The organism is Pontibacter sp. LHS2, from assembly GCF_058932845.1.
Map to the genome: position 1 here is coordinate 1,900,387 of NZ_JBZYWG010000001.1, position 24,927 is coordinate 1,925,313.

Annotated in this window: 25 protein-coding genes and 2 tRNA genes; 17 read left to right on the forward strand and 10 right to left on the reverse strand. The window is 46.6% G+C overall.

Annotated features, from left to right (window positions below; genetic code table 11):
• Positions 1-18: 18 nt before the first annotated feature.
• Positions 19-435, reverse strand: a complete 417-nt coding sequence (locus AC5FX6_RS08270; RefSeq protein WP_493596558.1) for an organic hydroperoxide resistance protein — start codon at positions 433-435, stop codon at positions 19-21.
• A 192-nt stretch (positions 436-627) separates the two neighbouring features.
• Between AC5FX6_RS08270 and AC5FX6_RS08275 the strand changes: the two genes are divergently transcribed.
• The 7 genes from AC5FX6_RS08275 to AC5FX6_RS08305 all read left to right on the forward strand — a co-directional run bounded on the left by AC5FX6_RS08275 (position 628) and on the right by AC5FX6_RS08305 (position 4,508).
• Positions 628-701, forward strand: a tRNA-Arg gene (locus AC5FX6_RS08275).
• 407 nt (positions 702-1,108) lie between these two features.
• The gene (locus tag AC5FX6_RS08280; protein WP_493596559.1) at positions 1,109-1,594 is read left to right on the forward strand and encodes an SRPBCC family protein; all 486 of its coding nucleotides are present in this window, start codon (positions 1,109-1,111) and stop codon (positions 1,592-1,594) included.
• Between the two features lie 415 nt (positions 1,595-2,009).
• Complete coding sequence (locus AC5FX6_RS08285) at positions 2,010-2,246, forward strand: hypothetical protein (RefSeq protein ID WP_493596560.1); 237 nt, start codon at positions 2,010-2,012, stop codon at positions 2,244-2,246.
• A 58-nt stretch (positions 2,247-2,304) separates the two neighbouring features.
• Positions 2,305-2,742, forward strand: a complete 438-nt coding sequence (locus AC5FX6_RS08290; protein WP_493596561.1) for a hypothetical protein — start codon at positions 2,305-2,307, stop codon at positions 2,740-2,742.
• Between the two features lie 41 nt (positions 2,743-2,783).
• Positions 2,784-3,218 carry a hypothetical protein gene (locus AC5FX6_RS08295; protein ID WP_493596562.1) on the forward strand — a complete coding sequence of 145 codons (435 nt, stop codon included), beginning with the start codon at positions 2,784-2,786 and terminating at the stop codon, positions 3,216-3,218.
• A gap of 46 nt (positions 3,219-3,264) precedes the next feature.
• Positions 3,265-3,837 carry a heme NO-binding domain-containing protein gene (locus AC5FX6_RS08300; protein WP_493596563.1) on the forward strand — a complete coding sequence of 191 codons (573 nt, stop codon included), beginning with the start codon at positions 3,265-3,267 and terminating at the stop codon, positions 3,835-3,837.
• A gap of 167 nt (positions 3,838-4,004) precedes the next feature.
• Entirely contained in the window at positions 4,005-4,508 is a 504-nt protein-coding gene (locus tag AC5FX6_RS08305) for a GAF domain-containing protein (RefSeq protein ID WP_493596564.1), read from the forward strand.
• 31 nt (positions 4,509-4,539) lie between these two features.
• On the opposite strand, the gene AC5FX6_RS08310 is transcribed toward AC5FX6_RS08305, so the two are convergent.
• The 4 genes from AC5FX6_RS08310 to AC5FX6_RS08325 form a co-directional block, all read right to left on the reverse strand.
• A complete protein-coding gene (locus tag AC5FX6_RS08310) occupies positions 4,540-4,956 on the reverse strand; it encodes a hypothetical protein (protein WP_493596565.1) in 417 nt (138 codons plus the stop codon).
• 50 nt (positions 4,957-5,006) lie between these two features.
• Positions 5,007-5,420: an STAS/SEC14 domain-containing protein gene (locus AC5FX6_RS08315; protein ID WP_493596566.1), complete on the reverse strand. Its 414-nt coding sequence runs from the start codon at positions 5,418-5,420 to the stop codon at positions 5,007-5,009.
• 65 nt (positions 5,421-5,485) lie between these two features.
• A complete protein-coding gene (locus AC5FX6_RS08320; RefSeq protein WP_493596567.1) occupies positions 5,486-6,046 on the reverse strand; it encodes a GAF domain-containing protein in 561 nt (186 codons plus the stop codon).
• Positions 6,047-6,495: 449 nt separating this feature from the next.
• Complete coding sequence (locus AC5FX6_RS08325) at positions 6,496-6,750, reverse strand: site-specific integrase (RefSeq protein ID WP_493596568.1); 255 nt, start codon at positions 6,748-6,750, stop codon at positions 6,496-6,498.
• 491 nt (positions 6,751-7,241) lie between these two features.
• On the opposite strand from AC5FX6_RS08325, the gene AC5FX6_RS08330 reads away from it, so the two are divergent.
• Both AC5FX6_RS08330 and AC5FX6_RS08335 read left to right on the forward strand, forming a co-directional pair.
• Positions 7,242-7,315 (forward strand) — tRNA-Pro (locus tag AC5FX6_RS08330).
• Positions 7,316-7,619: 304 nt separating this feature from the next.
• The gene (locus AC5FX6_RS08335; protein ID WP_493596569.1) at positions 7,620-8,132 is read left to right on the forward strand and encodes a Riean_0653 family protein; all 513 of its coding nucleotides are present in this window, start codon (positions 7,620-7,622) and stop codon (positions 8,130-8,132) included.
• A 255-nt stretch (positions 8,133-8,387) separates the two neighbouring features.
• Here AC5FX6_RS08335 and AC5FX6_RS08340 read toward each other — a convergent pair whose 3' ends face one another.
• Positions 8,388-8,939 carry a DUF4136 domain-containing protein gene (locus AC5FX6_RS08340; protein ID WP_493596570.1) on the reverse strand — a complete coding sequence of 184 codons (552 nt, stop codon included), beginning with the start codon at positions 8,937-8,939 and terminating at the stop codon, positions 8,388-8,390.
• 186 nt (positions 8,940-9,125) lie between these two features.
• Here AC5FX6_RS08340 and AC5FX6_RS08345 point away from each other — a divergent pair, with 186 nt between their 5' ends.
• Genes AC5FX6_RS08345 through AC5FX6_RS08365 form a run of 5 tightly spaced genes read left to right on the forward strand, consistent with a single transcriptional unit; the run spans position 9,126 to position 13,208 of the window.
• Positions 9,126-9,998: an STAS domain-containing protein gene (locus AC5FX6_RS08345; RefSeq protein WP_493596571.1), complete on the forward strand. Its 873-nt coding sequence runs from the start codon at positions 9,126-9,128 to the stop codon at positions 9,996-9,998.
• 4 nt (positions 9,999-10,002) lie between these two features.
• Complete coding sequence (locus AC5FX6_RS08350) at positions 10,003-10,413, forward strand: STAS domain-containing protein (RefSeq protein WP_493596572.1); 411 nt, start codon at positions 10,003-10,005, stop codon at positions 10,411-10,413.
• The gene (locus AC5FX6_RS08355) at positions 10,406-10,810 is read left to right on the forward strand and encodes an anti-sigma regulatory factor (protein ID WP_493596651.1); all 405 of its coding nucleotides are present in this window, start codon (positions 10,406-10,408) and stop codon (positions 10,808-10,810) included. Before AC5FX6_RS08350 ends, AC5FX6_RS08355 begins: the two co-directional genes overlap by 8 nt.
• A complete protein-coding gene (locus AC5FX6_RS08360) occupies positions 10,800-11,831 on the forward strand; it encodes an ATP-binding protein (RefSeq protein WP_493596573.1) in 1,032 nt (343 codons plus the stop codon). Before AC5FX6_RS08355 ends, AC5FX6_RS08360 begins: the two co-directional genes overlap by 11 nt.
• Positions 11,832-11,834: 3 nt before the next feature.
• Positions 11,835-13,208 (forward strand): ATP-binding protein, encoded by a 1,374-nt coding sequence (locus AC5FX6_RS08365; protein ID WP_493596574.1) that lies wholly within the window; start codon positions 11,835-11,837, stop codon positions 13,206-13,208.
• Between the two features lie 60 nt (positions 13,209-13,268).
• Here AC5FX6_RS08365 and AC5FX6_RS08370 read toward each other — a convergent pair whose 3' ends face one another.
• Positions 13,269-13,709: a response regulator gene (locus AC5FX6_RS08370; RefSeq protein WP_493596575.1), complete on the reverse strand. Its 441-nt coding sequence runs from the start codon at positions 13,707-13,709 to the stop codon at positions 13,269-13,271.
• Between the two features lie 444 nt (positions 13,710-14,153).
• Here AC5FX6_RS08370 and AC5FX6_RS08375 point away from each other — a divergent pair, with 444 nt between their 5' ends.
• Positions 14,154-14,450 carry a sll1863 family stress response protein gene (locus AC5FX6_RS08375; RefSeq protein ID WP_493596576.1) on the forward strand — a complete coding sequence of 99 codons (297 nt, stop codon included), beginning with the start codon at positions 14,154-14,156 and terminating at the stop codon, positions 14,448-14,450.
• A gap of 64 nt (positions 14,451-14,514) precedes the next feature.
• Here the strand turns inward: AC5FX6_RS08375 and paaN are convergent, their stop codons facing one another.
• Positions 14,515-16,188 (reverse strand): phenylacetic acid degradation protein PaaN, encoded by a 1,674-nt coding sequence (gene paaN, locus AC5FX6_RS08380; protein ID WP_493596577.1) that lies wholly within the window; start codon positions 16,186-16,188, stop codon positions 14,515-14,517.
• 174 nt (positions 16,189-16,362) lie between these two features.
• On the opposite strand from paaN, the gene AC5FX6_RS08385 reads away from it, so the two are divergent.
• A complete protein-coding gene (locus AC5FX6_RS08385; protein ID WP_493596578.1) occupies positions 16,363-19,683 on the forward strand; it encodes a S8 family serine peptidase in 3,321 nt (1,106 codons plus the stop codon).
• A gap of 93 nt (positions 19,684-19,776) precedes the next feature.
• Here the strand turns inward: AC5FX6_RS08385 and AC5FX6_RS08390 are convergent, their stop codons facing one another.
• Positions 19,777-22,056, reverse strand: coding sequence for an aconitate hydratase (locus AC5FX6_RS08390; RefSeq protein ID WP_493596579.1), 2,280 nt, complete (start codon positions 22,054-22,056; stop codon positions 19,777-19,779).
• Positions 22,057-22,252: 196 nt separating this feature from the next.
• Here AC5FX6_RS08390 and AC5FX6_RS08395 point away from each other — a divergent pair, with 196 nt between their 5' ends.
• Entirely contained in the window at positions 22,253-23,488 is a 1,236-nt protein-coding gene (locus AC5FX6_RS08395) for a peroxiredoxin family protein (RefSeq protein ID WP_493596580.1), read from the forward strand.
• Between the two features lie 720 nt (positions 23,489-24,208).
• Here AC5FX6_RS08395 and AC5FX6_RS08400 read toward each other — a convergent pair.
• A complete protein-coding gene (locus tag AC5FX6_RS08400) occupies positions 24,209-24,832 on the reverse strand; it encodes a class I SAM-dependent methyltransferase (RefSeq protein ID WP_493596581.1) in 624 nt (207 codons plus the stop codon).
• Between the last annotated feature and the right edge of the window lie 95 nt (positions 24,833-24,927).

Below are 24,927 nucleotides of genomic sequence, written 5' to 3' on the forward strand. Positions count from 1 at the left end.
ATGGCAGCCCTTTCTGTTTTATACAATCTCTAATTCTACATTGATATTGCCCTTCGTACCGATTGAGTAAGGACAAACTTCATGTGCCTGATCCACTAGTTCCTTTGCTTTATCTTTTTCAAGCCCCTGCAGGTGTACTTCCAGTTTCACACCTAACCCATATTTGCCATCTTCTGACTTGAGCAGGTCCACGTGGGCTTTTACTGTAGACTCAGGATTTAAGCGGATGTGCTGCTTACCAGCCACCAGCAGTAATGCACTCTGAAAGCAGGCAGCGTAACCTGCCGCGAACAACTGCTCAGGATTCGACTTCCCTTTCTCCCCTCCCAGGCCCTCGGGCACAGAGAGTGGCATATCAATAACTCCGTCAGATGACGTCACATGGCCGCGACGGCCGCCGGTGGCAGTTACCTCTGCCGTATACACTTTTTCCATAGCTTCCTTATTCTGTTGAGTGTTTTTTTAAATATTGTTTATTAACTCCCAATGTCTTTCTATTGTTTTAGGTATGAAGTAATTAAGTAATTGTTAAGGCGTTTTAAGAACCTGCCATACCGGTCTGACTTATAATTATTGATCCTAAAATTTCCTTTTTAGCGCATTGTTTCTATTTTTGCAACACGGAGAGCACCCGTAGTTCAATTGGATAGAATATCGGATTTCGGCTCCGAGGGTTAGGGGTTCGAATCCTCTCGGGTGCACTATTAATCAAACATTGACGCTGATTATCTAACTGGTAATCAGCGTTTTGTATTTAAAAACAAGCCTTTTAATCAAACAAATTCTGAAAATGTTTGGTTAAAAGGCTTTATTGTTTGATTAAATTTGATTGCTCTTAATTCAAATTGTTATATCTCAACCTTTTAAAATAACCCGTTTCATAGTCCTTTCAGACTACTTTTACTGTATCAAACAAAGTAATTATCGAACCGATTCTTCTGCTTTGTTACTCTTCTGGATGCTTAAAGGTGTAAATTGGGTAAGCCTATGACTACATAAGGTATGTATGTCTATTCTACTTAGAACTTGTCTATATGGATAGCAGCGATTTCAGCCGTTTAGAGACATCTTCACTCCTAATCTCTACAACCCCTTAAATTAAGCTTCTATGCCCACTATAAGGCTCGAAACAACCATCAGCGCATCAGTAGAATTGTGCTTTGATTTATCCAGAAGCATAGACTTACATGTTATCTCAACCGAGCTTACTGGTGAGCGTGTAATTGGAGGAGTAACTTCTGGGTTGATAGGTCTTGGTGAATCCGTAACTTGGAGGGCAAAGCACTTTGGCATCTGGCAGCATCTTTCCAGCAAAATTACCGAATATGAGCGCCCTTATTATTTCGCCGATGAAATGATAGAAGGTGCTTTTAAGCGTTTCAAACATGAACATTACTTCCAGGAGTATGGAAACGGTATCACACTGATGCGAGATGTGTTTGACTATACCTCCCCCATTGGCATGTTAGGCATGGTGGCAGACAAGCTATTTCTCATGAAGTATATGACCCAATTGCTTGTGAAGCGCAACAATGTGATAAAACACTATGCTGAATCTGGGAAATGGGAAAGCTTGTTAAAAGTTGATAAGTAACTTGTAGAGTCAACATCAGCTAATCTACACCAGTAACACCGACAATATTATCAATATTGCGGCTACTCATTACTATGTTTCTTTATAAAAAAATAAGGGTTTATCGTGGAGATAAGCATAACAATGGCATATGCTGTTGAAAAAATTTTTTACTAGCATAAAAAGCTTAGGAAGATACGTTCTCCTCTTTTCCGAATAATCGGTTATGGCAGCCCATCTACTATAACATAATACTTTTTTGTACAAAATTATTAGACATAAACTATTACATTTGAGGTTCAGTTGACGTATCTGTTAGCTAATTACTTTTAGAGTATCACAATTTAAATGACTGGACTGGCGATCAGACAAAAGGGAGTGTAATGGGTGTGAAAAAATACTTTATCACCTAAGGCAGCATAGATGCAGTAAAGTGTTGAATGACAACACCCATGTGACCAGCATCTGGTCTGACGCCTCCGGATGGGCGGCAAGGGACTGGTTCCCACGCATGTATGAGGTAGGTTGCAGCCTGTTCGCATGGGTTTACTCCCCTAATGTATACAGTAAACTTTCCGCTGACCAAACCCTAAGCTTTGGTGTAAAAGGTGTTATAGCAACTACTTACGAGGAGGTTGGCACTGCAAAAGCATGGTTAAAAGTATTCAGTTAGTATGTTCATTACATACATTGTTTTTAAAAAAGTATAAAACCCTTTACCAATTCCTCAGATGATTCTGCTTCGAAACAGCATTGTTGAATTAAATTATGAACCAGCTACTGACGTTTTAGAGGTTGCCTACCCTGACTTACATGACTATCTCCTATTAGAGATAAGGCATACGATAGACACCATGGTTGAAACCATTAAAAACTACCACATAAGCAAAATGCTCCTGGATTCGAGCAGGACTTCTATACTAGTCAGCAAAGAGAGAAGTGTTGAGGTTAGCATGTACTTGGCTGCTGGTCTGGCTACAACGAGACTGTCAAAGCTGGCACGGGTTCAGTCCCAAAGCACGACCGTTGAAACAATAGCGCAGAACAACATAAAACAAATTACTACATCTCAGAATTTGCCGTTTAAGCTGCAAAATTTCACATCTAAGGTTGATGCATTGGCTTGGTTAGTTGAAAAAAAGACAGGGAGTAGTGCTAACAAATGCTAATAGGCCCCGATTGGCGTTTTAAGCATAACATATTATAGGCAATGATTATTTATAAGAACGGTTTCTTGACGCTTGACTATGATCCAGCATCCGACATCCTCTCTTTTGAGATGCCGAACGTGGATGATGTTGTCATGCCAGAGATGAAGCGAAGCCTTACGGTGATCGTGGAGCATGTGCGCAACTATGATGTGAAGCGGGTGCTGTTGGACGCAAGGCAAACGAACATCTCTGTGGACGAGGACAGCTATGCATGCATCATATCTGAGTTCTACCGAAACCTGATGGCTACGCGAGTCCAGAAGATAGCACGGCTCGTCACACCCGATTCGAAAAGGGAGAGAGTCGTTCTTAATCTTTTGAATGATATGCCCCTTGCGGTTGAAGTCCAACGTTTCACTGAAGTCGGTACCGCTCTCGACTGGCTGAAGAGTGATGTTCTGCCGAAGGCTCGGCTTCAACCCCGCTCAGTTTGATAACGCATCTTACCAATTTTACATCACATACAGTATTACTCACCGAATGGATAATAGCATAATCAACGAAGACAGGATGCATGGCTCTATATTCGCCCTGTTGAAACGTTTTGTGGAAAGCTCATATGATTACAGTACCTGGGTAAAGCTGCTTCAAGCAACAGGCTTGGAAGGCGCAGCCTACCAGATGCACGAGATGTACTCCACCAAAGAACTGTTTGCCATTGTGAACAAGGCTTCTGAAATAACAAAAATTCCGATTTATGACCTAATGGAGCAGTTCGGGGAGTTTTTAGTGCCTGACCTGCTTTTGATATACAGCAAATATGTGAAACCGAACTGGCGCACCTACGACATGCTGCTGCACACGGAATGCTCGATGCATAGTGCCGTGAAGAAACTGGATGACAGGACAAATCCTCCCATGCTGCTGGTGACAAAGAAAGGTGAAAGGCAGTTGATTGTCGATTACCATTCCAAGCGCAGAATGTCGGGAGTAGCTGTTGGCATTATCAAAGGTATTGCTAAGCATTACAATGAGAGCGATACTGTTACAGTGACACGTCTCACTGCACCTGACGAGGAACGGGTGCAGATACAGATTGACTTTCTGAACTGATGCAGCCATAGTTCCGATCTATCACTGGCACCCTGCCTGCTGCTGGAGCGTGTTTTCTATTAAAGAATCTTCACTCGCAGCCACGTTGCGTTAAGTCCTTAATGTGGCTTGAACAACACTCACCTACTTATACAAATTCACGCCTTGGCGTCACTTTTGCTTTTAGAATGGACAATACTTTTGGAATACCCATCATCCCTGATAATGAAAACGAACGACTGGAAAAGCTGCGCAGCCTGCACGTTTTAGACACCTACGAAGAGAACGGAACCTTCAAGCACATTGCAGCCATCGCCTCCCGTATGTTCAACGTGCCGATTGCGCTGGTGAATTTTGTTGACAGAGACTATGTGGTTACAAAAGCCAGTGTGGGCGTGGATGGCTCAAACGAGGTGAGTAGGGGCGTGAGCCTGTGTTCGCTGGCTGTGCTAAGGACAGATGTTACCGTTTTTGAGAATGCCAGAGAAGAACCCTGTCTGCTGGCGAACCCCATGGTGACAGGTGATTATGGTTTGCAGTTCTATGCCGCTGCTCCCCTGACCACATCGGATGGTTTTAACATCGGGGCTGTATGCATAGTGGATAAAATGCCGAGGGAGTTCTCAGCCTCAGACCAGAAGATGCTCGAAAGCCTTGCCTCCATTGTGATGGACGAGATAGAGAAATCCTAAACAGATTCATGCTCAAGCGAAGCATTGGCTCTCACCCTTCGACTGAGCGCAGCCAGGCTTCAGCCTCTTTGTAGTCTTCAAAAACCCTAATTTCAAAATCCTTGTCAATCCGCTGTATCAGGCTTTCGATGGTCAGGGTAACGTAAATACTCTTCGGAATGACCTGCGCCAGATAACGCAAGCCTGAGGCTTTCATTTGGGGCGTCCACGTGGTCTCTACCCAATCAAGTGCCGTATCCCAGGAGCCGACTACATGCTTGTTGCAATTGAGCAGCTTCGAGTAGGGCTTCTCCTTTATCATCGAAAGCAGCCTGTGGCCGCCCTCTTTCACAGTCTCCACCGACTGCACGCCGTACCACTGCGCATACAGGATGGAGCCATCCTGTACCCTTGTGGCTTTGAAGAACACATCCCCAAACACCTTCTTTAACTCAACCTGCTGTTCCATGTACTTTGAATACTCCTTCTTATGTTATGAGAACCAATGATAGTTAAACCCTATTCTACTAAGGAATGCTGCTGCAACCACGCTTTGGCGGTCGTTTGATTCTCAAACACCCTGACCTCGAAGGCTTTATTGTTGGATGAAAAATGGGATGCCGTTGCTCCTGCAAAGGACTCAGGCGTGGTGATAAGGGCAAAGTGCTCTATTCCAGCAGCGGCTGCCTGCGATGCCCATTCGTCTAACACCCAGTCAAGCGAGTGGTCCCAACTGCCAAGAACCTCGCTCGTGTCGTTCAGTACACAGCTATACCCATGCTCCTTCACAGCATTCGTATAAGCCAAAGCACCTGACCTGATGTTCTCCTGTGTCAAATAACCAAACCAGTTGGTGTGTATCCACCTATTTTCAGTGTCGACCGCAATCGTGATAAATACCTTGCCGAAAGCGTTTGTAAGCTGCTGCCTCATTTATGGAAATCGTGTAACGAAACTACATACTGATATTGCCAGTGTAGGGTTTAGATAAAAAAAGACTATGTATTGCGTAATTCCCTGTTCTCCTTTTCAAGAAGGGCGACACGCTCAAAGCAGTTGGCAAGGGAAGTGCGGGCAGCCAGCCTCACCTCCATCTCGTCCATGACGATTCCTGCCATTTCCTTGAGCATTTCCATCTGCACCTTGTTCAGATACCTCTGATTTTTATCTATGACACACAGTGTGCCGAGATTGTAGCCATCATGCGTTTGCAGAGGGGCAGCGGCATAGAAGCGAAGCCCGAACTCACCGCACACCAAGGGGTTCTCCAAGGTTCTCGGGTCTTCGATGGCATTCTCTACAAGGTATACATCCTCGGAGAAAATGGCAGAAGCGCAAAGTCCTGGCACTCGGTCAATCTGTTCAACGCCAGGCAACCCGCTTTGGGATTTGAACCATATTCTATCGTGGTCTACCAGCGTGATAAGCGCAATAGGCATGTTGAACATCTTTGAGGCTAATGCGGTGATACGGTCGAAGCTACCATCGGGAGGCGTATCCAGAATGTCGTATCGCTTCAATGCTCTCAATCTTTCCTCTTCAATCATCATCGTTTTCATAAGTGAGTATAATTTTGGATTGAACATGTACAAGTAACCTAAGATTGGCAGATGTAAAAGTAAACAATTTAGTAAGATGCCTTTATTTATATTTTACATCCATTCCATATCCTATTCTTGGATAAGTTTTGTCTATACCAAGAGTAGGGTATGCCAAGAAATAAACTACTCATATTAGATGATATCAGAAATTGAATCACTCCTACAGATATCTTATTGTTTTCATTAGCTACAAATTATTGTCAGTTTCCTAACCTTAGTTTCCTAAACTTAATACGGATACCACCTTTTATCCTGAGTAAAACAAACGGTGGTTTCATATCCACTTGGGTCCGCTGAACATTTGCACCCCTTTGCTACGTTCTCTGAATTCAGTAAAGAAATTTATGACAAGAATGTTATCGACATACCAGGTTACTGAATCATCTATGAGAGTCATAATTAGTGTATCAAACCAGCTTGATGTACTTGTTGTACTTGACGTCAGAGACCAAGTCCAGCTTATAGGAATATCTTTTTAAAATCTCTTCTATCTGGGCGTCAAATATGAGCGGGATTTGGCAAAGCCCAGCGGTCTTTTCTGTGAAGCCATGTAGCACTCTGTCTGTAATGACCCACTCTGAAGCATAGATGTCGCTAGAACGCAGGCCGGTCAGGTTCCCGAAAACGCACAGATCCACGTACTTCTGGTACTCTGGTTTCACCTCGCCCCGGTATGCCCACAGCAGGTATACGCTATACCTGATTCCTTCTACAGAAAATAACTGTTTACTGAGGAAATAGCGAGTGCAATCACATAGATCAGGACTAACCATTTGAAAAGGTTCTTTCTGCTAATGTGTCGTTTTAAGATAGGGTAAAACAGAAAGTAAACAAAGCCTGTTAACACCAGTATGTAGAGGAGCGCTTTTAACACTTTTTAAGGCAAAATTATAAGATCCCGACTGGAGCCAACAGTGACAAACGTATAATGCCAAAGGTAAGAAATCGGTATTAAAGCAGATCACTGTAAAGATAGAAAGTAGACAATTAAGAAATGTGATCGAGTTTATACTAAGATTTATTTTTCAAAAGGTATACGATCAAGGATTTGCGCTAGAGCATCTCTGAAATTAATTAATCATAGCCATATTGTAAGACTTGCATCACCTGATATTGCATCAAATAGTCACTTTTATTATGTTGCAAAAAATTACGGGGTGTAGCGTAGCCTGGTATCGCGCCAGCATGGGGTGCTGGAGGTCGTGGGTTCGAATCCCGCCACTCCGACTACTAAAAAGGCCTTTTACAGCGTGTAAAAGGCCTTTTTATTGATAAAATACTGACGCAGGACGTTCAAAAATCAACTTAGGCTTCCTAAAAAAACAGCCCAAGTGCTCATTTAAGTATGTTCTCCTATAATATTTAAGCACTTATTATCCCGCCACCCCTACTTAACTATTTCTTACTACTCATTGATACATTATTCAATCAACAAAGAAGTCTAATGAGGTAATCTGCATATCATAACAGATATATTATATTTGCTATTCATATAAATTTTAGCCGTATCTAACTAACTCTCTTCAAACAAATGAAAACAACACTCAGCCTATTTATTTTGACATTTCTTCTATTTGCTTGTAAGAAGGACGAGCTGTGCACGAATGAAAACTACTGTGCAGAGATAGATGGAAAGAAGTGGTCCCCAGTCGATGATGGGGACCCTCAAACTGGGGGCTCGCTTATAGTTCATTTAATGCATGGAAACAATCTCTGGATAAGAGCAACAAACCAGCTTGATTCCTCCATTATATTTTTTGGAATTGTAGATAGCGTAAACCTAATTAGTGAAGGCTCCTATGTTTTAAATGGGAAAGGTGGAGATCTGCCTGATGGCCTTCGAAACGGCGGGTATTACCGGAGCACATCTGGTGAGGAGTTTATGACAGACTCTACCTATACTGGTTTGGTAACGGTGACAAATATTGACAAAGTCAAAGGAAGGATATCAGGAAACTTCTACTTCAAAGCAAAAAATCCAATTAATGGAAAAATAGCAGATATATTTAATGGCTCATTCAACACATTTTACTGGAAATATTAGTGCTTAATTGCCATTAGTCAGCAAGCAAAAAACTTCCTTGCGTCACTTCCTGCGTCAGTAGCGCTTGCGTCAGAATCTGAGTCAGCTGCAGTCAAAAACATCGAAATTTCAACAGAAACCAACATTTCAATAACGCTTTAGAGGCATTTCTACTTAGCATAGATTGGTGGTATTTGCGTTCGAATCCCGCCACTCCGACAAAAAGAGGTCTTGCATCTTACTGCAAGACCTCTTTTTATATTTGACAAAATTTCCTTACGACGGGATTTCCTCCACTAGTCGCGCTATACCTTTCTCAATTTGCTCCCGCAGCTTTTCTGGCTTATCTGAAATAACCCGCTCTGCCGTACCCTGCCACACAAGTTCGTTCTGTATAGGGTCTACCAAGTGTAAAGAGACAGAGCCAACGCTGTAGCGCCCTACTTCTACTTCCCTGCTCTGCCAGGTATAGCGGCGCTGCCCAATGTAGCGGGGCGGATCCGAAATGATATCTGTTTCCCTCGTTTGCACTTGCCTGTCGACCACTATCCCCAGATTGATCAGCAGGTCAGCCTCATCAGGAGAGGGCGCTTGCTGTAGTCCACGCTGTTCGAGTTGCCGGGTAAGCTCTTGCTTCAGAAAATGAACATGCCCCTGATAATTCTTGCCCATATCTTCTATGTCGGTGTCCACTTCCATGAAGGCAAACTGACGGTACGTACTCAATGCAAAACCTGGCGCAGGTTCAGAGTGGATACTGGTAGCAGGACTACAGGCCGACAACAGCAAAAACAACAGATAAACAGTACTAAATAACAGTTTTCCCATTTCGAAAATCCTTAAGTCAATACATTGAAAAATAATTGTGTATACGTAAGCACTTATTCAGAATGTGTGCCCTGATTACAATTTTTAATATCTAACTTAGCATCTCGCCTACAACAAGAACTATTCCGAGTTGAATTTAACGGCAACATAAAAACTATAATTCCACCAGCTACGTTTTGCCCTACCATGAACACAACGGCACAAATACTAGAGAAAAACAAAGACCGCATTCTGGAAAAGTGGATGCAAAATCAATTGTCGAATGATTCGCTCCGCGATGACCTGATGACAAATGAAGAGCTTCAACGCCAGTCGAGAGAAATGCTTGATGGGCTTGTACGGGCTGTCTCTAAAGGAAACTACGGTAACATCTACGACACAGAGTTTGAGCAGGTAACGGACACACTCCGTGATATTTCTATCACGAGAGCAAGACAAGGTTTTAGCCCGCGCGAAACAGGTGCGTATGTGCTAAGCTTGAAACAAGCAGTAATGGAAGTACTGGTGGAGCAGCGTAAAGATGACCCAACCACGCTTTACCAGGAAATCATGCAGCTCAACACGCTGCTGGATAACCTGAGCATTGTTACTTTCGAGACTTTTATCAAAGGACGTGAAGAAGTGATCTTGCGCCAGACAGATGAAATCAGTGAGATCTCGACGCCTGTTATCCGTGTTTGGGATGGCATACTTGCCCTTCCGATCATTGGAACACTGGACAGCGCCCGTACGCAGGTTGTGATGGAAAACCTGCTGCAGGAGATCGTGAACACAGGCAGCAACATCGCGATTCTGGATATATCAGGTGTGCCAGCTGTTGACTCTCTGGTAGCACAGCACCTTATCAAAACTGTAAGCGCTACCCGACTGATGGGTGCCGAGTGTATCATCAGCGGCATACGTGCTGAGATCGCGCAGACGATCGTGCACCTGGGCATTGACCTGTCAAACATCAAGACAAAAGCCAGCCTGGCCAGCGCACTGCAACTTGCCTTTAGCATGACTCACCTGGAAGTACGCCGCACAGAACGACACAAAGGATTTAAAATACCACGCTAATACTATGGAAAGGATACCAATTTTAAAAATGGGACCTTTCCTGCTGGTTACCATACAGATAGATCTCTATGACAGGCTAGCCCTGACGCTGGAGAACGATCTGATCACCATGGTGAGCCAGACCGGAGCACGAGGGGTCCTTATTGATATTTCGGCAGTGAGCATTGTAGACTCATTTATGGGACGCATATTGGGCAACATTGCCTCCATGTCGCGCATCATGGATGCCGAAACTGTTGTAGTAGGCATGCAGCCGGCTGTAGCCATTACACTAGTCGAGCTCGGACTCACACTACAAGGCGTACATACTGCCCTCAATGTTGAGAAGGGGATGGAATTACTCAATACTAAACTAGGCGATACCCTGGAACTATACGACGAAGAGGAGGAAGACCAGGATGATGGTAATGACTAAAGACACGATGGAAATCGTGCGCGAACAGGATGTGGTCCCCTTCCGCAACCGTGTACGCGAATTTAGCACCCGTATAGGTATGAGCCTGGTTAACCAGACGAAGCTGATCACAGCGGCGAGCGAACTGGTCCGTAACATGCTCAAGTATGCCAGTGGAGGCAAAGTTATACTTGAAATTATCAGCCACAATGCCAAAACCGGCGTAAGACTAACCTTCAAAGACGAAGGCCCAGGTATAGCCGACATAGCCATGGCCATGCGCGATGGCTTTTCTACGGGAAGAAGCCTCGGCCTTGGTCTACCCGGCGCTAAGCGACTGGTCAACGAGTTTGATCTCAAAAGCAACCCGGGTGAGGGCACAACTGTTACTGTCATCCACTGGAAACATGGACGTTAACCAACATTACCGCTTCGCAGTACCGGAGCGCAGCTACGCCAGCCTTACTAAAAAAGACATCACACGCCTTGCTGAGAGCTTTTCCTTATCGGAGAGCGCTGTAGGAAAGGTCAATATCATAGTGGCGGAGATGCTTAGCAACCTCGATAAGCATACCACACAAGGCGGAGAGTTGCTCGTCAAAGCCATCGGCAAACCCATCAAAGGTATTGAGATCATCTGCCTGGATAACGGCCCTGGCATGAGCGACCCTGCTCGTATGCAGGAAGACGGAGTGTCCACTTTCGGATCTGCTGGCGAGGGCCTTGGGGCCATCAAAAGACAGGCTGACGTTTTTGATCTCTATTCACAGCCTCTGATAGGCACTGTGATTGTCACCCGCGTGTACAAATCGACTAAGACCATACCAACTACCCGGCGTTATGAAATAGGCAACATCATGGTGCCCAAGCCGAAAGAAGTGGACTGTGGCGATGGGTATGCCATCGTGCATCACGATCGGGGCGCTTACCTGCTGGCTCTTGATGGATTGGGCCACGGCACACATGCACAGGAGGCATCTCAGCTTGCTGTCAAAACCTTTTGCGACAACCCTATACCTGATCCGGCTTCGGCTTTGCAGGTTATCCATGCGAACATACGCCGTACCAGAGGTGCAGTCGGTTTTGCCGCCAGTATCGATATCAGCCAGAACAGCTTCACATACTGTGGCATCGGCAACATAGCCGGCAAGCTTTTTTCAACAGAAAGCTCGCTGGGCAACATGCCTTATAAGAATGTGATCTCTTACAATGGTATACTTGGCCACAATGTGCCGGGCAACTTCAATAACCAGAAGCTGGAATGGAACCGCAACAAAATACTTATAGTACACAGCGATGGCCTGAAGTCTCGCTGGGATCTGAGCCGTTACCCTAACCTGCACCGGCACCTGTCCACCACCATCGCGGCTGTGCTTTACAAAGACTACAATCGCCAGACAGATGATACACTCGTACTTGTATGTAAAGCCAAACCATAGCCCATGCCCAGGAGTTTTCTCAAAATAAACATTGCCAATGAATTGGATGTAGTACTCGCCTATAAAAGGGCGATGCAGCTATCAGAGAAAACAGGTATGGCCCAAGCCAGTCAGACGAAGTTTGCCACTGCCGTGTCTGAGATTTGCCGCAACGTGGTAGAGCATGTGGGCAGCGGCTCCATACAGTTCGGCATCGTGGAAGTGGGCGGGCATAATTACCTGGAGGCGAAAGTGTCGGACAGAGGACGCGGTATCGGGAACCTTGATTATATCTACGAGCGTGCCCGGTACGGCAGCAATGCTACAGGGCGTGGCATGGGCATCGTAAATTCCCGTAAGCTGGTTGATTTTTTTGAGATCGTAACCGAGCATGAGCAAGGCACCGCAGTGACCCTCCGCAAGCGCATCCCTACGCAGTCTCCTGTGTTTACCAAAAGTCTGCAGGATATATGGCTGCGTGAGTTTAACGACGAAGAGGGCATATCGCCTTATGCAGAGATCAAAAAACAGAACATGCAGCAGCTCGACCTGCTTGAGAAACTGCGACTGCGCAACCTGGAAGCAGAACAACAAATCCAGGAAATCAGGAGGCTGAACCTGCAACTCCAGCAATCCAACTTCGAAATCCAGACCCTATCGGAAGAGCGTGAGCGCCGCAACCTGGACTTGCAGAAGGCCAATGCAGATCTGGATGCCTTTGCCCATACTGTGTCACATGACTTACGGGCACCCTTGCAAAATATCGGAGGGATCATCAATTTCCTGGAAAGCAGCCTGCAGAGCGGCAACAAAGAAGATGCAGCCTCTCTCCTGCCTATGTTACGGGAACAGGCTAGTAAGATGGACAAGCTGATCACAGGTATACTGGCCTATTCGCTTGCCGGACACCACAGCATACACCGTCAAATTGTATCAGTCCGATATGTGCTGCAACGAGTACTAGAGTCGCTCTACATACCGTCCTCATATAAGGTTATCCTTCCAGATAATCTGCCTACTCTATACACCCAGGAAATATACCTGTACCAGATATTCAGCAACTTGCTTGGCAACGCGGTAAAGTATCACGACAAGCCGGAAAAAGCTGTGATTGAAATACAGTGTGATCGGCAAGCAGATTTTATCTACCTCGTGGTGCAGGACAACGGCCCAGGTATAGCCCAGGAAGACCAGGAGCAGATATTTGGCAAGTACGAAGCCCTCGGGCACAATATGACACGCCCAGACAGCTCAGGTTTGGGTCTTGCCATCGTGAAACGAATTCTTGAAGAAAAAAAGGGAAAGGTTTGGGTGGAGTCTACCGGGCGTGGCACACGTTTCGTGTTTTCGTGGCCAGCCAGCGAGGTTGTAACAGAGCCGGAAGAAGATGCAGAGTAAAAGACAAAGCCTGCATACCTCGCGGCATACAGGCTTTGTTGTATAGTCGTAGAGTTTTTCCTAGTTCTTTGTCTTTTGAAAAAACTCGGCCAGAATTTCTTTCACATCATGGTTGGTGAGCGCCTTGGAGTAGTGCTTCTTCACTTTGTTAAAGCTCTTGATGCGCTCCAGGTCATAAAAGCTCGCTGAGGATGTCAGCATCAGAATAATCACATGATCGCCAGCGTCCAGTCCTTTGCGCTGATACTCTTCCAGAAATTCAAAGCCATCCATCATGGGCATTTTGATATCCAGGAAAATAAGATCAGGGCATTTGAGATCACCTTTAAGTTGATCGTCGCAGGCTTTGCTCAGGTAGTCAAGCGCTTCCTTCCCGTTCTTCAGTACCAAAATTTCTTTTGCTACCTTCATATCAGTCAATAGTCGCTTATTCAGATAATTTGTGGTGTCGTCGTCGTCAACCAACAGCACTAGGTCAAGCATTTCAGATGCTTCCTTCATAGTCAGTTCTTTTATCTCTCTCTTAAATCAACGGTAAGGTATAAAGTATTACCTTATATGCTCTGTTACCCGGTTGAGCCACTAACACATTGTAAACAATTAATGTTCAATATTGCTGTGCTTTGTGGTGTATAGTGCGAATATCAAAGGTAATTTAGCAAATGCTCCACCCAAGTGCCGCAAAAATACATTTTTGATTTTAAACTATAAAGATAATTTAGCAGTAGCCATCACTAATTTAGTAAGGCCAAAATTTTAGCCCTTCTCTCACTTAAACTTACTAATTATCCATCTGGCTTATGGCAGCCACAGCTTAATATAATGCTTTTTCTCAACCTGCCATTTACTAGCTGTGTACATCCTTTTCAGGTCTTTTTAAGTATTTAGATTGACGCCTGCTAATACAAGCAGGTTCCGTTTAACATTGAACCAGAACGAAGACATATGGATACGTACAACCTGAAACCTGAGCATATGCGTGCACCCAACAACCTGACACGTGAGGAAATTGAGAAAAGCCTCGGAGAACTTGATAGCAAAATAAAAACCTTGAAGGCGCGTGTGAACGCCACCGCCGCCGACTCGAACCATACCTACCACGAGCACATTGCAGCGTTGGAGGCCAAGCGTGAATTGATTGCCAACAAACTGGGCGATCAGGAAGACAGCCAAAGCAAATGGCAGGGACTGAAAGATGGCCTCGACAGCCTCAAAAATGACATGGACAACTTGTTCAAGTAAAAACAGAAAGCCCCGGTACTAGATCTAGTACCGGGGCTTTCTGCTTTTAATTAGTCAAACCGGATTAGCCGGCTACGGGCTCACGGAAGCCTACCCAGGTAAAGCGCTTGATCACAAACTCAGGGTTGGTGAAAGATGCGTTACCAGCCGGGTTGCCGCCTGTTACGTGGAAGTCTGAGAACGCTGCGTTCTGGTTCACATAGATCCCACCTGTCAGGTTGAAGCTTACCGGTGTTCCTGCTAAGCTCATCTCATCCATGATCTTCTCTTTTATCTCCTCGTCAGTAGTATAGGCGCCGCAAGAAATTGCTCCGTAATTCATGGCCATCTCTTTTGCCAGTTCGATCGACTGGTCTGTATCCTTGGTCTTGATCACAAGGGCAATTGGTCCAAACAACTCACGGCTGAAGCTTTCCTTCTCAGTCGCATCCACTTCATAGATCACCGGCGTACAAGTGCGGGCGTTTTCGAACATGGGGTTGCTGAAGTCGCAGGTGCTCAGCACTTCTTTGCCTTTCACGCTGGCCGCCTCTTTCACGCGTTCCGATGTGGTCGGGTTCTGGATAGCACCCAGAATATGCGGTCCGGCTTTCGGATTGTTTACAAGACCCGTTACGGCATCTGCCAGTTTCTTTACTACCTCTTCGTACGGCATCATCTCCTCTCCTACTTTCACGCCAGATGCCGGCACAAAGAAGTTCTGCGGAGCGGTACACATTTGTCCCGAGTAAAGGCTCAGTGAGAAAGCCAGGTTCTGGGCTACCTTATCAATATCCTGCACCGAATCCAGTATAATAGAATTCACACCTGTTTTCTCGGTAAAAGTCACCTTGCCCGGCAGGCTTTCTACATAGTTGCCAAACTCAGTACCACCGGTATAGTCAATCAGTTTTACTTTCGGGTTCTCTGCCAGTTCCTTTGTGATCAGACGATCATCGGCATCTACCCCAAGCTGACAGATGTATGGGCTAAGGCCATTTTCTACCAGCACCTTCTGTACTTCTGCCACTACAATTGCGATCGGCAATACGGCTTTCGGATGCGGTTTTACGATTACCGGGTTGCCGGTTACCAAGCTGGCATACATGCCCGGCACCGTGTTCCAGGTCGGGAAAGTTGAGCAGCCAATTACCAGGCCAATCCCTTTCGGTACGGCACGCCAGCTCTTGTTCAGTTTCAGGTTATACTTGCCCATTGGCTTCTCCCATTCCATGTGCTCCGGAAAGCGGGTTTGCTCTTCGTAACCAGCTGCTATGGCCTCCAGTGCCCTGTCAGCTGCATGCGGTCCTGATGCCTGGAACGACATCATATAAGCCTGACCGGTAGTGTGCATCGTAGCGTAGGCAATTTCGAAGAACCGGGTTTTCATGCGCTCTAGTGATTCGACCAGGATAGCGGCCCGATCAGCAGGCTTCACTTTGCGCCATTGATGGAAAGCCTCGTCAGCTCGTGTCACCAGTGTTTCTGCACTGAAGTAAGGGTACTTTATACCTAGCGGCTGCTGCTCATATGGAGATTCTTCCTGACCGGCCCAATTTTCAGCATCATCGTGCACCAATTCCGTAAATTTGTTGTTAAGGTGCTGCTTGTAGCTCTCACGACCTTCTTTATCAGCGGTTTCGCCATAAATGTCGGGCATCGGGTTTTCGGGATATTGGGCAAAAAAACGACGCTCGTGAAGGGCATTCACAGCGTTTTCTATAATGGGAAGATGTTTATTTTTCAAATCCGAGGTCATAGTATTTATTTTATATAATTAAACACATATATTAGAATCAATTGTTGGAAAGTTACGTATTTTTTTAATAAGCACGGGAAGCATCTATAAATTTTGCCGTGTTGTATGCTCTTTACCCTATCCCTCTGCTAGCGCTGCAGAGGTCGTATTCACCTAATAGTTTAATATGATTTAATGTTTACCCAAGGGCCAGTGGTTTACCGCTGCATACTTTCTTTCCTGTTTATAGTCCTGAGTACTTCCTGGCTGGTAGCACAGCATCTGCCTGCTCCCAAAGGTATAGGTACAGCGACTAAGCCTTATACCGTTGTCTACAAGCTGAAGCCTCAGACAGGCAACCAGCTGCGCATGGCTACCGGCAATCCTATGCAAAAAGCCTTGCAAAAGGTGGGAGCCAAATCGGTAGAACAAAAGTTCCCGGGGAAAGCGTCCTCTCCTTTTGCCCGCAAATCCCGTGTGGATCTTTCGCTTATATACGAATTAGCATACGATCCTTCTCATAACCTGGAAGCCGTACAGCAAGCCCTATTGGCAACCGGTATGGTTGAGTACGTAGAGCCGCTCTATGAACGCGTTCCACTCTATCAGCCTAACGACCCCGCCTCCGACTCAACTAAAACAACGCAAGCCTACCTGAAATTGATTCAGGCCTACAGTGCCTGGGCCGTTCAGAAAGGCGATACCAACATTGTCATAGGCGTGTTGGATTCAGGCTTCCGGTTTAGCCACGAAGACATTAAAAACAAGATCAAGTTTAACTATGATGATCCTATAGATGGGATTGATAATGACGGTGACGGACTGATCGATAACTTCTACGGTTGGGACTTCGGTGATAGGGACAACAATCTTACAGATGATACCCCTTACAGAGGGCACGGCACCAAGGTAGCAGGCGTAGCAATTAGCGAGGTCGACAATGGGCTAGGTATAGCGGGCACAGGTTTCAATACCAAGTTCATGCCTATCAAGGTTTTCCCCTCCACTTCAGTTGGCAGCTTCGGCGGCTATGAGGCTATTGTGTATGCTGCAGACAAAGGCTGTAGCATCATTAACTTATCCTGGGGCGGAACGGGCTCTTCTAAGTTTGAGCAAGATATCATTGACTATGCGGTGCTCGAGAAGGATGTCGTAATTGTGGCGGCTGCTGGAAACACCAATGCTTTTGTAGACATCTATCCGGCGGCATACGACAATGTGCTGTCAGTAGGTGGCATCCATAACGATGTCAAAACAAATGGGCATACCTGGAATTATAGAATAGGCCTGACAGCACCAAGCCAAAGTGTGTACAGTACTACTTTTAACCGTGACAACTCCTATGGCACCGATACAGGAACATCACTGGCTTCTCCGATTGTAGCGGGTGCTGCCGCTCTTTTGCGCTCTCAACTGCCGCACCTCAATGCGGTTCAGGTTATTCAGCGTTTACGTGCTACAGCTGACGATATTTATCACCTGCCCGGCAACGCTCCCTACCATGAACTTCTTGGCAAAGGTCGCCTCAATATGAAACGGGCGCTTCGTGACAAACAGGTTAAATCGGTACGGTGTACTTCTTTCAGCATTGTCGATGATAAAGTGGCGCAAATTGGGGATACTCTGTCGCTACACCTTAGCCTGACGAACTACCTCGATCCTACAACTGCCCTGAAACTCAAACTCACTTCAACCTCCCCTTTTATCAAAGTACTGGAAGGTGACCTTACCATCGGCGCTATGGGGACCTTGACATCCCGCAATAACCACAGCAAGCCATTCCGATTTGTTGTGTTACCGGATGCACCTCACAATGCCCTGGCTACTTTTAGAGTTGGGTTTGAAGATGGTTCTTCCTACCAGGATTTCCAGTATTTCCAGACCCCGGTTAATCCAGACTACATTACCTTAACAGCGAACAACCTGCATATTACCTTGAACAGCAAGGGCAACCTCGGGTATAATGGCTATAACTTCAGGCAAGGCATCGGCATCACTTATAAAGGTAGTCCTTCTATGCTTTTTGAAGGAGGACTGTTGGTAGCTACTGCCCCTGACCGTGTGTCAGATAATGTGCGCAACGCCAGCTGGCAAACTGACAACGACTTTGTGTCCGTAAACTCCGTGCGGCTGCGTCATAAGACAGGCGTAGCTGATCAGGAAATCAGCGGCATGATGCGTGACAAATTCCCGGTTCCAACCCAGGCGGGTGTGCAGGTAAGCTATAAAGGGATGGCCTGGAGCGGATCACCGGACGCAGACTTTGTCATACTTGAGTACCGTATCCGCAATATCACTCCTGACACTATAAAAACTTTGCATGCAGGCTTGTTCGCTGATTGGAATATAACGGATGCGTACATGAACGTGGCGGATTGGGACGAAAACCTGAAAATGGGCTATGTCTATAACATGGGACAGGCTTCGCCATACGCAGGTATTAGTCTGCTTTCCGTGACGCCTCCTTCCTATTACGCGATTGATAACCTATCTGGTGGCTCCGCTACTTTCGCTATTGCTGACGGTTTCAGTACTTCGGAAAAATACCGGTCACTGTCAGGTGGGGTGGCCAGAAAGAAAGCATGGGGAAGCGGTTATGGCAATGATGTAGCCCATGTTGTAGGCACTACGGCCAAAGGATTAGCGCCAGGTCAGAGTCAATTGGTATCGTTTGCTATCGTAGCGGGTGACGACTTGGAACACCTTCGGCAAAATGCCAGGGCAGCCCTCTTAAAATATCAGGTCATGAAAGCGGGACCTGCCCCATTGGCCATCAGCGATACGGTGTGCATAGGTTCTTCAGTGAAACTAGCGCCTGTGGGTGGTAAGCAGTTCAAGTTTTTTGCAGACGAAGCTAAAACCAAACTGCTCGGTGCTGGCGCTAACTTAGAACTGGCCTCACTTGACACAAGCACAGTGCTGTACGTTTGTAATGCCGACTCTTTGTTCGACAGCCCGCTAGTGCCTTTCCGTATTGCGGTCGCCAACTCTCCTGTCGCAGGTTTCAGCATCGCCAAACAGTCTGAAACCTTAGAGCCTGGCAAGGTGCTGGAGTTCCGTAATGAAAGTGAGCATGGCAACAGTTGGCGCTGGAGTTTTGGCAATGGAGATACCTCTACTGAACAGCATCCTTCTTATACCTATGAACTGCCAGGCAATTATGATGTGACACTAATCGTAGCCAATGCTTATGATTGCGCTGAAGACACCGTCACACAGCGGATAGAGATCAAGCAGAGCGAGACGGTCATTCCGCCGCAGGAGGCCCCTAAGCAATTTCAGGTATACCCTAACCCAGCGGTTTATGAACTTTATGTCGCGATGCCTGCAGCAGACGCTGCACTCACGCTCTTTATGACAGATACGATGGGACGACGCGTTAGTCCTAAGCTACGCAGTCGTCTGCCCCATGAGGCTATCTATGACTTAAGCGGTCTGGCTGAAGGGCTTTACATCATGCAGCTTACGTACGAGCAAAACACAATCTCGAAGCGTCTGCTGATCATAAGACCCTAAACACGCCCCCCTGAAACGAGGTCTATACCTATAATAAAAACGCCCCACTCTTTCGAGCGGGGCGTTTTTATTATAGGCAGCTTGTAGCGTTGGTTACGCGTTAGCTGACTGCTTCTGCTGCAAACGGATCAGGTTAAGGGCTGAACCAGCCTTGAACCAGGCAATCTGACCTTCGTTGTAGGTATGGTTAACCATGAATGCATCCTGTGAACCATCTTTGTGCGTCAGAACTACTTTCAGCGGTTGACCTGGCGTGAAGTTCTCAAGACCCAGGATATCGATCGTATCGGTCTCCTCAATCAGGTCGTAATCAGCTTTGTTGGCGAAGGTAAGACCCAGCATACCTTGCTTCTTCAGGTTGGTTTCGTGGATACGTGCGAATGACTTCACGATAACGGCACGAACTCCGAGGTGACGTGGCTCCATGGCCGCGTGCTCACGTGATGAACCTTCACCATAGTTCTCGTCACCTACTACTACCGTACCAATGCCGGCAGCTTTGTAGGTACGTGCAGTGGCAGGAACTGTATCGTAACCACGGGTCATGTCATTGTACACGTTGTTGGCATCTCCGTTGAAGGCGTTGATCGCACCGATCAGCATGTTGTTGGAGATGTTATCCAGGTGACCGCGGTACTTTAACCAAGGACCAGCCATAGAGATATGGTCAGTTGTACACTTGCCTTGTGCTTTGATGAGCAGCTTCAAACCTTTGAGGTCAGTGCCTTCCCATGGCTTAAAGCCTTCCAGCAACTGCAGACGATCGGACTTTGGATCAACTACTACTTCTACACTGCTTCCGTCTTCAGCAGGGGCTACATAGCCTGCGTCTTCCACGGCAAAGCCTTGTGGCGGCAACTCAATACCTCTTGGCTCGTCCAGCATTACTTCTTCACCGTCAGCGTTGATCAGCTTATCAACCAGTGGGTTGAACGTCAGGTCACCGGCGATAGCGAAAGCTGTTACGATTTCAGGTGAAGCCACGAACGCGTGTGTGTTCGGGTTACCGTCGTTACGCTTAGCAAAGTTACGGTTGAATGAAGTGATGATAGAGTTTTTGCGGGTAGGATCGTCTGTGTGACGAGCCCACTGCCCGATGCACGGACCGCAAGCATTGGCCAGTACCACACCGCCCATCTGAGCGAATGTATCTAACAAGCCGTCACGAGCAGTTGTAAAGCGTACCAGTTCAGAACCTGGGGTAATGGTGAATTCAGCCTGTGCCACCAGTTTCTTAGTTACTGCCTGCTCAGCGATAGAAGCCGAACGGGTAAGGTCTTCATAAGAAGAGTTGGTGCAAGAACCGATCAAACCTACTTCCAGTTTAGCTGGCCAGTTGTGCTCTTTTACAACAGCAGCGAACTGAGAAATTGGCCAGGCAGCGTCTGGTGTGAATGGACCGTTTACGTGCGGCTCCAGTGTGTTCAGGTCGATCTCGATCAGTTGATCGTAGAAAGCAGCTGGGTCAGCGTATACCTCATCATCGGCACGCAGTTGATCTGCTACCTCGTCAGCCAGTTGTACCACTTCGTCGCGGTTTGTGGCACGCAGGTATGCACGCATGCTGTCGTCGTAAGCAAATACGGAAGTAGTCGCTCCAATCTCTGCACCCATGTTACAGATGGTACCTTTACCGGTACATGACATAGACTCAGCACCTTCGCCGAAGTACTCCACAATAGCACCAGTACCACCTTTTACAGTCAGGATACCAGCTACTTTTAGGATCACGTCTTTTGGAGATGTCCAACCGCTCATTCTGCCGGTCAGCTTCACACCGATCACTTTCGGGAATTTAAGCTCCCAAGCCATGCCGGCCATTACGTCAACGGCATCAGCGCCACCAACACCGATCGCTACCATACCCAGACCACCAGCATTTGGTGTGTGTGAGTCCGTACCGATCATCATACCGCCAGGGAAGGCGTAGTTTTCAAGTACTACTTGGTGAATGATACCAGCACCTGGCTTCCAGAAGCCGATGCCATATTTATTTGAAACAGAGGCAAGGAAATCGTATACCTCTTTGTTTTCGCTATAAGCGTCTTGCAAATCCTGGTCAGCACCCACGCGGGCCTGGATCAGGTGATCGCAATGTACTGTAGAAGGTACAGCTGCCTGAGGCTTGCCAGCCTGCATGAACTGAAGCAAGGCCATTTGTGCCGTGGCATCCTGCATAGCCACCCTGTCCGGAGCGAAGTCCACGTAAGACTTTCCGCGCTCAAAAGACTGCGACGCGTTGCCCTCGTAAAGGTGCGCGTACAAGATTTTCTCTGTCAGGGTAAGCGGTCTGCCTACTGCGTTACGGGCAGCATTCACTCGCTCGGCCATCCCGGCATATACTGCCTTGATCATTCCTAAATCAAATGCCATAGTTTTGCTATTGTTAATATTTTTAATGCTTCCTTGTGAAGTTTACAAATGTACGAAATATGAGTGTTTAAGCACAACATTAGCGGGCATGAATATAACATTTCCGCAACCCTGCATGCTATTTGTGGCATGTTTCGCTTTTCACGAATTCATCTAGTAATTTCGCAGCATGAAACTTACTTGTTTTAATACCCCAATGAAGCTGATTTTGTTGTTGGCACTGTCCTTCACACAGCTTTTAACATCCTGTGGCTCTTCCACATCTAATGATAAGACCATACAACCAGGCCCGTGGCGCGTCGTGCTGCAAGCCCAGGGGCAGGAGATTCCGTTCATCATGGAGGCTGAAGAGCAGAATGGCAAGACGGTACTATACCTGGTGAATGCCGATGAGCGCATCCTTGTGGACGAAATAAAGGAAGAAGGCGATTCGCTTAAGATCCGACTACATATATTCGACGCCGACCTGATCGCCAAAGTAGACGGCGATAAAATGGCCGGTCGCTTTACCCGTAACGATCTTAGCAAGCGCTACTCAGTTCCTTTTACGGCACAGCATGGCAAGAACAACCGCTTCAAGGAAAATCCTGCTCCGGCTACATTTGACTATTCCGGTAAGTGGGAAGTAACGTTCACAAAGGCAGACGGCAAAACCTACCCGGCGATCGGTGTATTTGAGCAGAAGGAGAATCATGTAACCGGCACGTTCATCACCCAAACAGGCGACTACCGCTACCTGGAAGGACAGGTGGAAGGCAACGAGCTGAAGCTGTCGACTTTTGACGGCAACCATGACTACCTGTTCAAAGCCACCCCACAAGCGGACAGCACTTTGCAAGGTGAGTACTTTGCGGGCCTGTATGATTACGAAACATGGACTGCTAAACGCAACGAAAATGCAGCGCTGGCCAATGCTAACGAACTGACTTATTTGAAGCCAGGGTACGAGTCACTGTCGTTTACCTTCCCCAACCTGGAAGGCAAGCAAGTATCGCTATCGGATGACAAATACAAAGGCAAGGTAATACTGGTGCAGTTGCTGGGCTCATGGTGCCCGAACTGTATGGACGAAACGCAGTTCCTGGCGCCGTACTACAGCAAGAACAAGGACCGTGGCCTAGAGATCATTGGTTTGGGTTTTGAACGCACCAAAGGCTACGAGCAGGCTGTGCCACGCCTGAAGAAAATGAAAGACCGTTTCGACATTGAGTACGACCTGCTCTATGCTGGTCCAGCCGACAAGGAAGCTGCTGCTCAGGCACTCCCAGCCCTCAACCACGTCCTCTCCTTCCCTACTACGATCTTCATCGACCGCTACGGCAAAGTACGCAAGATCCACACCGGCTTTTCTGGTCCTGGAACTGGAAAATACTACGAAGAATGGGTTGCAGACTTTAATAAGACGATGGATGAGCTGCTGGCGGAGAAATAGAATTGTTACTTGTTAATTGCCGATAGTTTGATCGGCAGGTATAGCACAGGCCGCTACTTTACCAGTAGCGGCCTGTGCGTTTAGCGGGTATCAATAATTAATTATGTGCTGCTGTAATAAACGTCGGTAGTAAGGTGCAATTCATTGTGCTTAGTTCTGTACCATCGTCAAAGGAGAGCATGTTGGCCATACCTACATTAAACTTATTTGAGCGACTAACTTCCATATCTCCCTTACAGCCCAAAGAGTAGTAAAAAACAAAGGGCATAATAAAAGGATCACTTTCTACAGATTTCCCCTCTATCTTCTTTGGTATCCAATAACCGTTAGTTGCTTTTACAGCTTACTTTAAAGCATGAGCTATAGCCTCTGGTGTTTCTACTGACACGGCGACATTTATTACTAAACCATCTGCCCCAATATTGAATTTTACAAACGTAACCGAATTCATGCAAAAGCTGGACAGTTCTTGCCTGCTGGGTTTATAACTCTTCTGTATCAAATCTACTGGATGGTTTAGCTTTCCATCATTAAATATAGGCTCTTGTGCCCTAACTTGAGCCAAAACAGGACTGAAGCAAAGAAATGTTAGCGTTAGATGTAAGATTAACTTTTTCTTCATGATGAGGGCATAAATTCTAATAGAATAATGGCTACATGGCGTCGTAGTTGTCTCTTCAATTTAGCATATTCCAATCAGAAACAATTACCTAAAGAAGATTATGCAGGTTTCCTGAGCCTCACAATCCTGAACGTGCCTCCAAAAGCTGCTGGCTCGTTCAGCTCCACTTCCAGCGAGGTATGGCTGACGATATTTCCGATGCTGCGGTTGACATTCGAGAAGAGTGTGTTGGCGACCTGGTTGAACAGGCGACGCAACAATGAGGGCTTTTGCCCATCCGGCAGAAACTTATCGAAGACCATGACCGTGCCACCCGACTTTAGTACCCGCTCTACTTCCTGGATGCAGGCCACCGGATCAGGTATAACCGCAATGATCAGGTGCAGGATCACTGCATCAAAACTATTGTCAGGATAAGTAAGCTGCTGGCCGTCCATCACCTGTGCGTCGACAGGTATACCTAGTTTCTCGGCTCTGACTTTTAGCTTGGTGATCATGCCGGGCGTGATGTCGTTGGCGGTAATACGGGTATAGCCTTGCAGGTATAGGAGGTCGAGGCCAGTGCCGGCACCGACTATGAGTATAGCATCGTCAGGTTTTGCTTGCAGCAGCTCAATGGAGCGTTGGCGGTACTTGCGGAAGACTCGGTCAGCGATCAGGTCATAAATCGGCAGGTATACGGTATAGCGCAGCCGGTTCCAGGTGTTGGTATTGAGACTCATACTTTCATAGGTTATTTTGTACGCCTCAAAATTATCTGATGTATATACCTATAGAATTACAGTTTTAGAAAAGAAGTTTATAAATATTTCTGGTC

What these genes read in the sequence shown, in the direction of transcription:
- AC5FX6_RS08360 (WP_493596573.1), top strand. Translation starts at nt 10,800, where the DNA reads ATGGACGTTAACCAACATTACCGCTTCGCAGTACCGGAGCGCAGCTAC.
- AC5FX6_RS08335 (WP_493596569.1), top strand. Translation starts at nt 7,620, where the DNA reads ATGAAAACAACACTCAGCCTATTTATTTTGACATTTCTTCTATTTGCT.
- AC5FX6_RS08305 (WP_493596564.1), top strand. Translation starts at nt 4,005, where the DNA reads ATGGACAATACTTTTGGAATACCCATCATCCCTGATAATGAAAACGAA.
- AC5FX6_RS08365 (WP_493596574.1), top strand. Translation starts at nt 11,835, where the DNA reads ATGCCCAGGAGTTTTCTCAAAATAAACATTGCCAATGAATTGGATGTA.
- AC5FX6_RS08295 (WP_493596562.1), top strand. Translation starts at nt 2,784, where the DNA reads ATGATTATTTATAAGAACGGTTTCTTGACGCTTGACTATGATCCAGCA.
- AC5FX6_RS08375 (WP_493596576.1), top strand. Translation starts at nt 14,154, where the DNA reads ATGGATACGTACAACCTGAAACCTGAGCATATGCGTGCACCCAACAAC.
- AC5FX6_RS08395 (WP_493596580.1), top strand. Translation starts at nt 22,253, where the DNA reads ATGAAGCTGATTTTGTTGTTGGCACTGTCCTTCACACAGCTTTTAACA.
- AC5FX6_RS08345 (WP_493596571.1), top strand. Translation starts at nt 9,126, where the DNA reads ATGAACACAACGGCACAAATACTAGAGAAAAACAAAGACCGCATTCTG.
- AC5FX6_RS08290 (WP_493596561.1), top strand. Translation starts at nt 2,305, where the DNA reads ATGATTCTGCTTCGAAACAGCATTGTTGAATTAAATTATGAACCAGCT.
- AC5FX6_RS08400 (WP_493596581.1), bottom strand. Translation starts at nt 24,832, where the DNA reads ATGAGTCTCAATACCAACACCTGGAACCGGCTGCGCTATACCGTATAC.
- AC5FX6_RS08390 (WP_493596579.1), bottom strand. Translation starts at nt 22,056, where the DNA reads ATGGCATTTGATTTAGGAATGATCAAGGCAGTATATGCCGGGATGGCC.
- AC5FX6_RS08350 (WP_493596572.1), top strand. Translation starts at nt 10,003, where the DNA reads ATGGAAAGGATACCAATTTTAAAAATGGGACCTTTCCTGCTGGTTACC.
- AC5FX6_RS08320 (WP_493596567.1), bottom strand. Translation starts at nt 6,046, where the DNA reads ATGAAAACGATGATGATTGAAGAGGAAAGATTGAGAGCATTGAAGCGA.
- AC5FX6_RS08280 (WP_493596559.1), top strand. Translation starts at nt 1,109, where the DNA reads ATGCCCACTATAAGGCTCGAAACAACCATCAGCGCATCAGTAGAATTG.
- AC5FX6_RS08315 (WP_493596566.1), bottom strand. Translation starts at nt 5,420, where the DNA reads ATGAGGCAGCAGCTTACAAACGCTTTCGGCAAGGTATTTATCACGATT.
- AC5FX6_RS08270 (WP_493596558.1), bottom strand. Translation starts at nt 435, where the DNA reads ATGGAAAAAGTGTATACGGCAGAGGTAACTGCCACCGGCGGCCGTCGC.
- AC5FX6_RS08300 (WP_493596563.1), top strand. Translation starts at nt 3,265, where the DNA reads ATGGATAATAGCATAATCAACGAAGACAGGATGCATGGCTCTATATTC.
- paaN (WP_493596577.1), bottom strand. Translation starts at nt 16,188, where the DNA reads ATGACCTCGGATTTGAAAAATAAACATCTTCCCATTATAGAAAACGCT.
- AC5FX6_RS08340 (WP_493596570.1), bottom strand. Translation starts at nt 8,939, where the DNA reads ATGGGAAAACTGTTATTTAGTACTGTTTATCTGTTGTTTTTGCTGTTG.
- AC5FX6_RS08385 (WP_493596578.1), top strand. Translation starts at nt 16,363, where the DNA reads ATGTTTACCCAAGGGCCAGTGGTTTACCGCTGCATACTTTCTTTCCTG.
- AC5FX6_RS08370 (WP_493596575.1), bottom strand. Translation starts at nt 13,709, where the DNA reads ATGAAGGAAGCATCTGAAATGCTTGACCTAGTGCTGTTGGTTGACGAC.
- AC5FX6_RS08355 (WP_493596651.1), top strand. Translation starts at nt 10,406, where the DNA reads ATGACTAAAGACACGATGGAAATCGTGCGCGAACAGGATGTGGTCCCC.
- AC5FX6_RS08310 (WP_493596565.1), bottom strand. Translation starts at nt 4,956, where the DNA reads ATGGAACAGCAGGTTGAGTTAAAGAAGGTGTTTGGGGATGTGTTCTTC.